Raw genomic sequence first — 12,483 nt, 5'->3', positions numbered from 1 at the left:
CACCCCCCCCACTCCCCCACACACTCTCTCACCCACAACCCCCCCCCCCCCCCCCCCCCCCCCCCCCCCCCCCCCCCCCCCCCCCCCCCCCCCCCCGGCCGCTGCCTACTTCAGGTAGCCACCCTTGAAGCCGCTCTGGTCGGCCCAGATGCGCTCACGGGCGTCCCACTCGAAGCCGGCCCACTTGCCCTGCCAGATCGTCTCGGCGGTGGCGTTGTTGGCCGGGTCCGCGGAGATCCACTCCTTGACCGGGCTGTTGGAGAAGGAGGCGAACGGCACCCAGTTGCGGTGCGAGGCCCAGCCGTTGTAGACCTTGACGACCCGGGACGAGGTCGTGCGGTAGTTGACGCCGATCTTCACGGTCGTGACCTTCACACCGAAGATGGTGTCGGAGACGCTGTACGTGGCCCACCGGTCGTAGTACCGCGTCCCGGAGGGGTCGGAGATCTCCTCGTCGGTGGTGGGGGCGGTCTCGGTCTGCTCCGCGGTGAGTTCCGCTTCGAGAACGACGTTGCCGCCCTCGGTCTCCTTCCTCATCTCGGTGACGTAGCTCTCCTCGTCGATGGAGTCGACGTCGGAGGTGTCCGAGATGAAGTCTCCGAGCTCCTGCCCCCGCTGAGGGTCGTTCAGGAGGGTGACGAACTGTTCCTTCTGGCTGTCGGACAGTTCCTGGTACTGCGACAAGGTCTCCTGGGCGTCCGAGTCGCCCAGTTCCACCTGCTCCACGAGATACGCCTCGTAGTCCTCGGGTGTGGTGGACGTGGCGCTGAGCGTGTCACCGTCGGCCGCGTACACCGCCGACGGCATGGCCGCCATGGTGATCGCCGCCGCCGTTACGGCAGCCATTCCGACAAGTCTCTTGCGGGTCATCTTCACGGTCGTACGCATATCTACTGCCTCCGTTACGCGAGTGAAAACACGAATCGAACCAAGACAGCAGGGAAAGCGCGCAGTGTGCGAAATGGAGGCATCAATTCTGATGATGCCTGCGCCCCCCTACAAGCGGTTTTCGCCTTTCCCCTTCGGCGTTCCCGCTCGTCATTGATCTTTCCATAAGAGATGGCGCCGGGGGAGTCCCTATCTCTTTTCTTGAGCTTCACTTGAGCATGGCCCGTCGACATGTCCGAAAAATTCTCCAAGGCGTTGCCGGCCCGGATCGCGCATTCCTTCCTGAAGGTGCAGAAAGGCCCCGCACGGCCCAAGGGCCGTGCGGGGCTTTTGCGGTGCGCGACGGTGTGCTCGTGGGCGTCAGAACCGCACGACGAAGTTCTTGATCGTGCCGGTGTCACCGGTGCCCACGTCGTCGACGCGCAGCTTCCACCAGCCGTTGACCGGCAGGTCGGTCGTGTCGACCGTGTAGACCTTCTTGAGCGTGCCTCCCGGCTCCTCGCCGTTGTTCTTGAGGAGGTGCATGGAGCCGTCCGGGGCGATCAGGTCGATCTTGAGGTCGCCCAGGTACTCGTGCTCGGCCTCCACGTACACCTGGAGCCTGGCCGAGCCGACGCCGGACAGGCCGTCGGCCTTGGTCCAGATCTCCGTGAAGTTCTTGTCCGGGATGGCCTTGACGGTCTGGTTCTCGTACGACGGGAACCCGATCGACCAGCCCTTGAGGTCACCGGTGGAACCGGCGGTGGAGTCGGTGACCTTCAGGGTCCAGGTGCCGTTGGCCACCGCGTCGGTGGCGTCCACCCCGTAGGTGGTCTGGAGGGTGCCGCCCGCCTCGGAGCCGTAGGGCTTGAGCGGGTAGGACTTGCCGTCCGGGCTCTGCAGGACGAGCCGCAGGTCACCGATCCTGGTGTGGGTGAGGTTCGTGTACACCTGGAGCGGGCCGGCGGCGTTGCCGTCGATGTCCGAGACGGTGACGGTGGACGTGAGGGTGCCGGTGTCCGGGATGACCTGGCTCGTGGTCTGCTCGAACGGCGTCGGGAAGATCAGTGACCAGGTGGTCAGTGTGCCGGTGTCCCCGTCGTCGGTGTCGGTCATGCGGAGCGTCCACACGCCGTCGGCGGGCGAGTCGGAGGCGTCGACCGTGTACGCCGCGACGATGTCGTCGTCACCGTCGGCCGTGTTCGGGCTCTTGAGCAGGTAGGCCTTGCCGGTGGGGGAGAGGAGTTCCAGCTTGATGTCGCCCCGGTAGGTGTGGGTGATGTTGACGTACGCCTTGAGGTTCTTCGGCGCGTTGCCCGGGTATGCGGCGACGGTCAACGGCGACGTGGCCGGAGCGCCCGGGGCGTCGGGGATGGGTACGTCCTTGTCGTTGTCGACCTGGAAGGCGCGGGGCTTGCGGTCCGCCTCGGGCTTCGGGTCGATGGCGCCGACGGCTTTGCCGATGTCGATGCGCGGGGTGGTCGTCGTGCCGTTGGGGATGGGTTTGCCGGTGGTGGCGAGGAGCGAGGTCAGGCTGTCGATGCCCTCGGTGGGGTAGGCCTGCTTGAGGACGGCGAGTGCGCCGGCCACGTGGGGGGCGGCCATGGAGGTCCCGCTCAGGGAGTCGTAGCCGCTCAGGACGGACGAGACGATTCCGTTGCCGGGGGCGAACAGGTCGAGCAGGGGTCCGCGGTTGCTGAAGGAGGACACCTCGTCGTCGTCGTTGGTGGAGCCGACGGAGAGGGCGGAGGGCACGCAGGCGGGGGCGTTGACCGCGGTCTCCAGGCCGTTGTTCCCCGCCGCGACCACCGTGGCCACACCGACGCCGAGCAGCTTGTCGATGACGGGCTTGCGGGCGTCCTTGGTGCAGGCGGTGGTGTAACTCGCCGACCCCAGGCTGAGGTTCGCCGCGACGACCGGGGTCCCGGCCTGCTGCAGCTGCCACACCTTCTCCAGCCCCGCGATCTGGGCACTGGTGAAGCTGCGCACGCACGGGGCCGGCTCGGCACCGCAGTACTGCGCGGAGTTGAACTTGCTGAAGACCTGCACGGCGATGATGTCGGCGCCGGGTGCGACACCGGTCGCGGGGGCCCCGGACAGGCCGGTTCCGTCACCCGCGGCGATACCCGCCACGTGGGTTCCGTGCTCGCATCCCTCGATGGTCGCGCACGGCCCGTTCGCGGCGTCGGCGCTACCGGTGCCTTCCTGCTTCGCGGTGCCGTCGGGGCACAGGCTGGTGGCGGAGTAGGCGGCGTCGATCGGCGAGAAGCACGCCTCGGCCACGACCCGGTTCCTCAGGAACGGGTGATGGGTGGCCACACCGGTGTCCACGATGGCGATCGCGCTGCCCTTGCCGGTCTTGCCCGCCTTGATGGCCAGGTCGCCGCCGATGAGGGGAACACTCTGATCCAGCGTCGGCGCCGACACGGCGTCCTCGCTGACGCTGACCACCCCCTCCTGGGCGGCCAGCGCGTCCAGGCCGGCCTTGTCGACCCTGAGGGTCACGACCGGCAGAGTCTCGAACGACTGCACCGTCTGACCGGCGCTCGCCGCGCTCGACAGATCCGCACGGTTCTCGGTGACGACGTTCACCCGGACGGTGCCGCCACCGGCGGTCGCGTCGTACAGCGGCGGATCGATCGGATCGCCCTCCGCCGCGGCTGCCGTGCCGCTGCCCGCCGTGGTTGCCGTGCCGGTGTCCTCCGCCGTGGTGGCATGGGCCGGGATCGCACCGAAGGTCACAGTCATCACCGCGGTGACGACCGTCGTCCACATCCGTCTCTTCATTTCGCTCTCGAAAAAGTAAGCAGGCATGACCGAGCCCGCGGGGTGAGAAGGGAGAATTCCGGCATGGGAAAACCGGATGGCGAAACGTGTCTACCTGGGGACTTCACGCACCGGGCGTGATCCGTCAGGAGGCCGTAGGGGAAAGCGGCGGCGATGGTGCTGTGCACGCGCAACAGCGATATGCCGACCGCAGCGGCGACGGGGAGCGCTGAATTGCGCAGGCTCCCGTATAGACGGGTCCGCTTGATCGATGCACACAGTAGAGCGGCCGAGATCACGTCCGCAAGGCCCTCCGGGCGCAATGACAGGGGTGATCGGCTGCGGTGGTAAAACGGAACGAGTGACTACTGTTTCGTGCGGTGAGGCCGGTGGGACCGCCGTCTTTACCGGTGAAGTCGTCCGACAGCCGAAATAGAGTCACAAACCGGCGCCACCGGCTTCCCGCCCGCGCTCCCCCTGGACCCGACCGGCAGCCCCGGGTCCCGCCCCTCGTCACGGAGACCTCTCACCCCACCCCCTCGCGAGGTGAGACCAAAGTTCCTTTCCGGTCACCCAGTGCCACAGGCAGGAAACGCGCCCTCCCTACCTTCGGGATCAGCCACTCACCGGAGTACGAGCCCCGAAGCACCGTGGAGGCGTCATGACAGCCCCGAGCACAGCCCCCGCCTCGAGCAGGGGGAGCCGCTGGATCGAGCAGTGGGATCCGGAGGACGAGGCCTTCTGGAACGCGAAGGGCGAGAAGATCGCCCGGCGGAACCTGTTCTTCTCCGTCCTCTCCGAGCACATCGGGTTCTCGATCTGGACCATGTGGTCCGTGCTGGTGCTCTTCATGGGTCCGGAGTACGGCCTGACTCCGGCCGACAAGTTCCTGCTGACCTCGGTGGTCACCCTGGTCGGCGCCGTCGTCCGGGTCCCGTACACCTTCGCCGTGGCGATCTTCGGTGGGCGCAACTGGACCGTCATCTCGGCCGGCCTCCTCCTCATCCCCACCACCGCGGCGTTCATCGTGATGAAGCCGGGGACGTCCTTCTCCACCTTCCTGCTCGTGGGCCTGCTGGCCGGCATCGGCGGCGGCAACTTCGCCTCCTCCATGACCAACATCAACGCCTTCTTCCCGCTGCGGAAGAAGGGGTGGGCGCTCGGGCTCAACGCCGGTGGCGGCAACATCGGCGTGCCGGTCATCCAGCTGATCACCCTCGCGATCATCGGGGCGAACGGCGGGCCGCGCGTGCTGCTCGGCATCTACATCCCGCTGATCGTCGTCGCCGCCGTCCTCGCCGCGCTGTTCATGGACAACCTGGCCTCCGTCAAGAACGACACCGGGGCGGCGAAGGACGCCGCGAAGGAGGCCCACACCTGGATCATGGCCTTCCTCTACATCGGCACGTTCGGGTCGTTCATCGGCTACAGCTTCGCCTTCGGGCAGGTGCTGACGAACCAGTTCGGGCGGACCCCGCTGCAGGCCGCCTACGTCACCTTCATCGGGCCGCTGCTCGGCTCCCTCATCCGGCCCGTGGGCGGATGGCTCGCCGACCGGTACGGCGGTGCCCGCATCACGCTGTGGAACTACGTCGGCATGGCCGCCGCCACCGCCGTCCTCGTCGTCGCCGGCATGCAGAAGTCGCTGCCGCTGTTCGTGTCCGTCTTCGTGGTGCTGTTCGTGCTGAGCGGGCTCGGCAACGGCTCGACGTACAAGATGATCCCCGGCATCTTCCAGGCGCAGGCCCTCGCCAAGGGGCTGACGGGCGAAGAGGCCGTCCGTTATGGCCGACGGCTGTCCGGCGCCTCCATGGGACTCATCGGGGCCGTCGGCGCGCTCGGCGGCGTCGGCATCAACCTCGCCTTCCGGCAGTCCTTCCTGTCCTACGGCTCCGGCACCGGCGCGTTCGTCGCCTTCCTCGCCTTCTACGGCGCCTGTTTCGCCGTGACCTGGGCCGTATACCTTCGCGGCCCGGCCCGGCAGGCCCGGGCCGAGGCCGCTGCGGACACGAAGACACAGCTCAGCTACGCCGAAGTGTGACGTAACACTGGCGACACGAAGCCGAACCGAGCCTGTCATGCGCCGTTGACAGGCTCGATCGGTATGCGGGCCAGCTAGGAGAGCCATGTACGACGAACAGCAGCACACCGAACACGGACCCCTCGCCGGGTTCACCGTGGGCGTGACCGCCGCCCGCCGCGCCGACGAGCTGGGCGCGCTGCTCCAGCGGCGCGGTGCCGTCGTGCTGCACGCGCCCGCCCTGCGGATCGTGCCGCTCGCCGACGACGGCGAACTGCTCGCCGCCACCAAGGAGCTGATCGATCAGGCACCGGATGTCGTGGTGGCCACCACCGCCATCGGGTTCCGGGGCTGGGTGGAGGCCGCGGAGGGGTGGGGGCTCGGTGAACAGCTGCTCGGACGGCTGCGGAACGTCGAGCTGCTGGCGCGCGGCCCCAAGGTCAAGGGAGCCGTCCGGGCCGCCGGGCTGACCGAGGAGTGGTCGCCGTCCAGCGAGTCCATGGCCGAGGTGCTCGACCGGCTGCTGGAGGAGGGGGTCGAAGGACGCCGGGTCGCCGTACAACTGCACGGGGAGCCGCTGCCCGGGTTCGTGGAGGCGCTCCGGGCCGGGGGAGCGGAGGTCGTGCCGGTGCCCGTGTACCGGTGGATGCCGCCGGAGGACATCACCCCGCTCGACCGGCTGCTGGACGCGGCCGTCTCCCGGGGTCTGGACGCCCTCACCTTCACCAGCGCGCCGGCCGCCGCCTCCCTGCTCAGCCGGGCGGAGGAGCGGGGCCTGCTCGGTGAGCTGCTCACCGCCCTCGGCCACGACGTGCTGCCCGCGTGCGTCGGCCCCGCCACCGCGCTGCCCCTCCAGGTGCGCGGGGTGGACACCGTACAGCCGGAGCGGTACCGGCTCGGGCCGCTCGTGCAGCTGCTGTGCCAGGAACTGCCCGCACGGGCACGGTCGTTGCCGGTCTCGGGCTACCGGGTGGAGATCCGGGGGCACGCGGTCCTGGTGGACGGCGAGCTCAAGCCGGTGCCGCCGGCCGGCATGTCGCTGCTGCGGACGCTGGCGCGGCGGCCGGGGTGGGTGGTGGCCCGGGCCGAGCTGCTGCGGGCCTTGCCGGGAGCCGGCCGTGACGAACACGCGGTGGAGACGGCGATGGCCCGCCTGCGTACGGCTCTGGGGACGCCGAAGCTGATCCAGACGGTGGTGAAGCGGGGGTACCGGCTGGCACTGGACCCGGCGGCGGACGCGAAGTACTCGGACGTGTGAGCCCGGCTCAAGGGCGCGGGAGCAGGGTCAGCGCCCGGGTCAGGAAACCCGCGCCCGCCGTCGCGGCCACCGCCCGTACGACGTTCCACGCCACCCACGGTCCCTCGAAACGCTCCCGCAGGGCGGACGGCTCGCCCTGCGCCGCGAGGGCGTTGTTCAGCGGGATGTGGAACGCCACCGTGACGAAGAGGACGAGGACGTACGCGGCCAGCGCCGCCCAGACCCACGGGCGGCACGGGGTGCGACGCAACCGCCAGGCCGCCAGGCCCGTCAGCGCCGGCGCGCCCAGGAAGCCCAGGAAGAACACCGGGTTCTGGATGACGGTGTCGATGTTCCGCATGACCTCGACGTACGTCCGGTCGTCGCTGCGCGCCAGGGCCGGCATCACCGCACACGCGAAGACGTAGAAGACCCCGGCGCTCAGGCCCGTGGTGATCGTGGCCGCGCCCAGGACGAGACCGCTGCTCCGTGTTTCCGTCATGCCCCCAGGCAAGCGGTGCGGCCCCGTGCGGGACATGGCCGGAGCGCGCGTGCGCATACGCGTGCGTCCAGGCCGCGCAACCGCGACCGGTACGAGGGGTTCCTGCCGCCGCCGCGGACGGGCACTGTGAAAAGGAGCGACGGAACGGTTCCCCTCCGCGGTCTCCCGCACGTCCCTGTACGTCTCCTGCACGGTTCCTGCCTAGGCGGTGACAGGCACATGGCACTGGGTACGGCCACGCCCCCGTACGAGCTGCGGTTCGACGCCGGGCGGATCTGTCTGGATCTCCTCGCCACCACGCACCCGGCCGAACGGCTGGACGCCGTCGAGTCGTTGCGCGCCTGGATCACCGGCGCCGGACTCGTGCCGCCCGGCACGCCGCTGGCCCACGCCGACGCCTCCTGGCTGGTGGGATTCCGGGAACTGCGGGGACACATCGGGCAGTTGGTGCGGACCCCGTACGCGGCGGACGCGCGGCCGTACGAACGCGCGCTCGCCCGGGTCAACGAGACCGCCCGGGCCGCGCCGCCCGCCCCGCGCGCCGTGCCCGGCCAGGACGGCACGCTGGTGCGGGAGTTGGCCGGGCCGCCGGAGTGCGCGGCGCTGCTCGCCGTCCTCGCCCGGGACGCCGTGGAACTGCTCACCGACCCCGTGGCGCGGGCGGCCGTGCGGGAGTGCGAGGGCGACGACTGCCCGCTCGTGTACCTGGACACGTCCCGCGGGCGGCGCCGGCGCTGGTGCTCCAGCGAGGTCTGCGGCAACCGCGAGCGGGTCGCCCGGCACCGGCGCCGGGCGGCGCTCGCGCGGGCCTGAATATCCGGTAGGGACGTTCTGCCGGATTGCGTCCTCGTGACGGGCGGAGTGATATCCGCAACACCGGGTGGGCCGGTCCCGCCGCGCGGTCAATCCGGCTCGCCCAGGCGATGTGTCGGAAATGTAAAGATCACCTGGCGGGAATGTGCGTGCATGTCCCGCTCGTCACGTCACCCCGGAGAAAACTGTCACCTCCGTTTGAACGCCACACGCCTCCCTTCCGTACCGGTGGGCGAGCGACCGACTGGGGGAACCCCCGGACACCGGAGGTGGGCGTGCGCAAGGATGCGGCCGTGGCCAATGAACGTGGATCGAGGGCCCGACATCGCATGTCCTCACAGCCCTCGGAACCTGATGAGGAGCTGATGCGTGCCCTGTACCGCGAGCACGCCGGACCTCTGCTCGCGTACGTCCTCCGGCTGGTCGCCGGCGACCGGCAGCGCGCCGAGGACGTCGTGCAGGAAACGCTCATCCGTGCCTGGAAGAACGCCGGTCAGCTCAATCGGGCGACCGGATCGGTACGCCCCTGGCTGGTGACGGTCGCGCGCCGCATCGTCATCGACGGCCACCGCAGCCGGCAGGCCCGGCCGCAGGAGGTCGATCCGTCGCCGCTGGAGGTCATCCCCGCGGAGGACGAGATCGACAAGGCGCTGTGGTTGATGACGCTGTCGGACGCGCTCGACGACCTGACCCCCGCCCACCGGGAGGTGCTCGTCGAGACGTACTTCAAGGGGCGTACGGTCAACGAGGCGGCCGAGACGCTGGGCATTCCGAGCGGCACGGTCCGCTCCCGGGTGTTCTACGCCCTGCGGTCGATGAAGCTGGCACTGGAGGAGCGGGGGGTGACGGCGTGATGAGCAGCGGGTACGGGGGAATGCAGGGATTCGGCCCGGGTGGTCCGGGTATGTCTGGACCCATGAACCCCAGTCAGGGATCTTCGGTGCCGAGCGAGCACGAGACCGTCGGCGCCTACGCCCTCGGGATTCTCGACGACGCCGAGGCAACCGCTTTCGAGGCCCATCTCGCCGGCTGCGAGTGGTGCGCCCAGCAACTGGACGAGCTGGCCGGGATGGAGCCGATGCTGGCCGCGCTCGCGGACCTGCCGGGCTCCGGCAGCACCCCCGCGATCGGCGAGTCGCTGTCGGCCAGACCCAGTCCGCGGCTGGTGGAGAAGCTGGTCGACGAGGTCGCCGAGCACCGCGCCCGGAAGCGCCGGCGCGGCTTCTACATGATCGCGGCGGCGGCCGCGCTGATCATCGCAGGCCCGCTGGCCGCGGTGGCGGTGAACAGCGGCTCGGACGACGGCAAGCAGGTCACCGCCTCCCCGGCCCAGTCCACGTTCCGGACCATGTCCGACAAGGCCTCGGCCACGGACCCGTCGACCCATGTCAGCGCGACCGTCGGCATGGCAGGGAAGGACTGGGGCACGCAGGCGGTCCTGGAGCTGAAGAACGTCAAGGGCCCGCTCAAGTGCTCCCTGGTGCTGGTCGCCAAGAACGGCCAGCGCGTGACGATGTCGTCCTGGTCGGTCCCGAACTGGGGTTACGGCCTCGCGGACGGGAAGACGCCGGAGTCCAAGAAACCGCTGTACATCGGCGGGACCGCGGCCTTCCAGCCGAACGAGATCGACCACTTCGAGGTCGTGACCTTCGAGGGAAAGAAGCTGGTCCAGGTGAACGCGTAGTCGCCGTAGCTTTGCCGGGTCCCCTTCGCGTACGGTTGACGGCTGCCCAGCACGTCAGAAGGGGGCCCGGTGGCCGCTCAGGTTCAGCAGTCCGCGGTCGGCTCGGTACACGACGCACCCGATTCCGTCCGTGACCGAGAGATCAGCGTCGAACAGGAACACCTGGACCGGGTGTACCGGCGGCTGGAGGAGAAGATCCACGAGGCCGAGTTCCTGATGCACGACGCGGCCAAGCGCGGCCAGGTGGGCACTCCGGGGGCGCTGGCCGAACGGGACGCGCAGGTCTTCCGGGCCGGTGTCCACCTGAACCGGCTCAACAACGAGTTCGAGGACTTCCTCTTCGGCCGCATCGACCTGCTGCTCGGCAAGGACGGCAAGAAGGGTCCCGACGGCGCGTACACGGCGGTGGAGCCGGCCGAGGGCGCGGTACGCGAGGACAACACCGCCGACATCGCCGAGACCCTGCACATCGGCCGCATCGGCGTCCTCGACGAGGACTACTCCCCGCTGGTGATCGACTGGCGGGCACCCGCCGCCGCCCCCTTCTACCGGGCCACGCCCGTCGACCCCGGGCGGGTCGTACGACGCCGGGTCATCCGCTCCAAGGGCCGCCGGGTCCTCGGCGTCGAGGACGACCTGATGCGCCCCGAGCTGACCGCCCGCCTCGACGGCCGCGAGCTGGCCGTGATCGGCGACGGCGCCCTGATGGCCGCCCTCGGCCAGGCCCGCAGCCACACCATGCGGGACATCGTCTCCTCCATCCAGGCCGAGCAGGACCTGGTCATCCGCGCCCCCGCCGCCTCCATCACCTACGTCGAGGGCGGCCCGGGCACCGGCAAGACCGCGGTCGCCCTGCACCGCGCGGCCTACCTGCTCTACCAGGACCGCAGACGCTACGCGGGCGGCATCCTGATCGTCTCCCCGACCCCGCTGCTGGTCGCCTACACCGAGGGCGTGCTGCCCTCGCTCGGCGAGGAGGGCCAGGTCGCGATCCGTGCCATCGGCTCCCTGGTCGACGGCGCCGAGGCCACCCTGTACGACTCCCCGGCGGTGGCCCGCGCCAAGGGCTCGTACCGGATGCTGAAGGTGCTGCGCAAGGCGGCCCGGGGCGCACTGGAGCTCGGGCCGGGCGGCGGTGCGCCGGTCGGTCGGCTCGCACCGGACGACGACGACACCGGCACCGCGCCGCAGGCCCTGACCGGCCCGGTCACCCGGCTCCGGGTCGTCGCCTTCGGGCGCCGCCTCGAACTCGAGGCGGACGAGCTGGAACGTATCCGCCGTACCGCCCTCGGCGGCACCGCGCCGGTCAACCTGCTCCGCCCGCGGGCCCGCAGACTGCTCCTGGACGCCCTGTGGGCCAAGTCCGGCGCCGCCGGTCGGCACACGGACCCGGAGCTGGCCGCCGAGCTGCGCTCCTCCTTCGACGAGGACATCACGAGCGAGGACGCCTTCATCGCGTTCCTCGACGCCTGGTGGCCCGAGCTGACCCCGAAGGCGGTGCTCGCCGCCATGGCCGACGAGAAGAGGCTCGGCCGCTGGGCCCGCCGGATCCTCAACCCCGGCGAGGTCCGCAGGGTCGCCCGCTCCCTCAGGCGGGACGGCCACACCGTGCACGACATCGCCATGCTCGACGAACTGCAGGCGATCCTCGGTGCCCCGGCCCGTCCGCGCAAGAGGCGCGAACTCGACCCGCTGGACCAGCTCACCGGCCTGGAGGAGCTGATGCCGGTGCGTGAGGAGACCCAGCGGGAGCGGGCCGAGCGCCTCGCGCAGGAGCGCACCGAGTACGCGCACGTCATCGTGGACGAGGCGCAGGACCTCACCCCGATGCAGTGGCGCATGGTCGGCCGCCGTGGCCGGCATGCCACCTGGACGGTCGTCGGCGACCCGGCCCAGTCCTCGTGGTCCGACCCGGACGAGGCGGCCGAGGCCCGCGACGAGGCCCTGGGCACCCGACCCCGGCGCCGCTTCCAGCTGACCGTCAACTACCGCAACCCGGCCGAGATCGCCGAGCTGGCCGCCCGGGTCCTGGCGCTCGCCATGCCCGGTTCCCAGGCGCCGTCCGCCGTACGGTCCACGGGGGTCGAACCCCGTTTCACGGTCGTGCGGGGCTCCCAGGAGAAGACCGTCCGCGCGGAGGCCGAGCGGCTGCTCGGGCTGGTGGACGGCACGGTCGGGGTGGTCGTCGCGATGAACCGGCGCGAGGAGGCCCGCCGCTGGCTGGCGGGGCTCGGCGACCGGGTCGTCGCGCTCGGCAGCCTGGAGGCCAAGGGCCTGGAGTACGACGCCACGGTCGTCGTCTCGCCCGCGGAGATCGCGGACGAGTCCCCGGCCGGGCTGCGGGTTCTGTACGTGGCGCTGACCCGGGCCACCCAGCAGCTGACGGTGGTCTCCGGCGAGCGGGACGAACCGGACGCGGCCGGGATCCCGGACCTGCTCAGGGACTGACTTTCCCCGAACATCCCGGAGGGGAATGGCTGTACGGCATCCGTTTGTTAGCCTTGACGTGGCACCGGCCCGATCCAAGCCCCCGGGCCCAACCTTCGTCCCTCAGAGGGACCACTTGCCGCGAGGCGAGCATGGCGGGTCGGTGT

At 70.3% G+C, this 12,483-nt stretch carries 9 protein-coding genes; 6 read left to right on the top strand and 3 right to left on the bottom strand.

All coding sequences use genetic code 11. The annotated features are described in order from the left end of the window. Positions 1–105: 105 nt before the first annotated feature. Together ACGFRF_RS10815 and ACGFRF_RS10810 are read right to left on the bottom strand one after the other, a co-directional pair. Positions 106–846: a hypothetical protein gene (locus ACGFRF_RS10815; RefSeq protein WP_393738278.1), complete on the bottom strand. Its 741-nt coding sequence runs from the start codon at positions 844–846 to the stop codon at positions 106–108. Positions 847–1,248: 402 nt separating this feature from the next. Beyond that, entirely contained in the window at positions 1,249–3,654 is a 2,406-nt protein-coding gene (locus ACGFRF_RS10810) for a proprotein convertase P-domain-containing protein (protein WP_393738276.1), read from the bottom strand. A 640-nt stretch (positions 3,655–4,294) separates the two neighbouring features. Between ACGFRF_RS10810 and ACGFRF_RS10805 the strand changes: the two genes are divergently transcribed. Together ACGFRF_RS10805 and ACGFRF_RS10800 are read left to right on the top strand one after the other, a co-directional pair. Further along, positions 4,295–5,674, top strand: a complete 1,380-nt coding sequence (locus tag ACGFRF_RS10805; RefSeq protein ID WP_393738274.1) for a nitrate/nitrite transporter — start codon at positions 4,295–4,297, stop codon at positions 5,672–5,674. Positions 5,675–5,759: 85 nt separating this feature from the next. Continuing rightward, positions 5,760–6,911, top strand: coding sequence for a uroporphyrinogen-III synthase (locus ACGFRF_RS10800; RefSeq protein WP_393738272.1), 1,152 nt, complete (start codon positions 5,760–5,762; stop codon positions 6,909–6,911). A gap of 7 nt (positions 6,912–6,918) precedes the next feature. Here ACGFRF_RS10800 and ACGFRF_RS10795 read toward each other — a convergent pair whose 3' ends face one another. After that, positions 6,919–7,392 (bottom strand): DUF1772 domain-containing protein, encoded by a 474-nt coding sequence (locus ACGFRF_RS10795; protein ID WP_393738271.1) that lies wholly within the window; start codon positions 7,390–7,392, stop codon positions 6,919–6,921. A 219-nt stretch (positions 7,393–7,611) separates the two neighbouring features. On the opposite strand from ACGFRF_RS10795, the gene ACGFRF_RS10790 reads away from it, so the two are divergent. The 4 genes from ACGFRF_RS10790 (at position 7,612) to ACGFRF_RS10775 (ending at position 12,337) form a co-directional block, all read left to right on the top strand. Next, the gene (locus ACGFRF_RS10790; RefSeq protein WP_393738269.1) at positions 7,612–8,205 is read left to right on the top strand and encodes a CGNR zinc finger domain-containing protein; all 594 of its coding nucleotides are present in this window, start codon (positions 7,612–7,614) and stop codon (positions 8,203–8,205) included. A 269-nt stretch (positions 8,206–8,474) separates the two neighbouring features. Then, positions 8,475–9,059, top strand: coding sequence for a sigma-70 family RNA polymerase sigma factor (locus ACGFRF_RS10785; protein ID WP_030167252.1), 585 nt, complete (start codon positions 8,475–8,477; stop codon positions 9,057–9,059). Between the two features lie 50 nt (positions 9,060–9,109). Then, positions 9,110–9,889, top strand: coding sequence for an anti-sigma factor family protein (locus ACGFRF_RS10780; protein WP_393738267.1), 780 nt, complete (start codon positions 9,110–9,112; stop codon positions 9,887–9,889). A gap of 69 nt (positions 9,890–9,958) precedes the next feature. Then, complete coding sequence (locus ACGFRF_RS10775) at positions 9,959–12,337, top strand: HelD family protein (protein ID WP_393738265.1); 2,379 nt, start codon at positions 9,959–9,961, stop codon at positions 12,335–12,337. Positions 12,338–12,483: the final 146 nt, after the last annotated feature.

The sequence above is a fragment of the Streptomyces sp. NPDC048521 genome (genome assembly GCF_043199855.1).
In the GTDB taxonomy this organism is placed as follows: Bacteria; Actinomycetota; Actinomycetes; order Streptomycetales; family Streptomycetaceae; genus Streptomyces.
This window is presented reverse-complemented; position numbering and strand designations above follow the sequence as displayed.

Coding starts and splice junctions, on each gene's coding strand:
- ACGFRF_RS10815 (WP_393738278.1), bottom strand. CDS start 846: ATGGCTGCCGTAACGGCGGCGGCGATCACCATGGCGGCCATGCCGTCG.
- ACGFRF_RS10810 (WP_393738276.1), bottom strand. CDS start 3,654: ATGAAGAGACGGATGTGGACGACGGTCGTCACCGCGGTGATGACTGTG.
- ACGFRF_RS10805 (WP_393738274.1), top strand. CDS start 4,295: ATGACAGCCCCGAGCACAGCCCCCGCCTCGAGCAGGGGGAGCCGCTGG.
- ACGFRF_RS10800 (WP_393738272.1), top strand. CDS start 5,760: ATGTACGACGAACAGCAGCACACCGAACACGGACCCCTCGCCGGGTTC.
- ACGFRF_RS10795 (WP_393738271.1), bottom strand. CDS start 7,392: ATGACGGAAACACGGAGCAGCGGTCTCGTCCTGGGCGCGGCCACGATC.
- ACGFRF_RS10790 (WP_393738269.1), top strand. CDS start 7,612: ATGGCACTGGGTACGGCCACGCCCCCGTACGAGCTGCGGTTCGACGCC.
- ACGFRF_RS10780 (WP_393738267.1), top strand. CDS start 9,110: ATGTCTGGACCCATGAACCCCAGTCAGGGATCTTCGGTGCCGAGCGAG.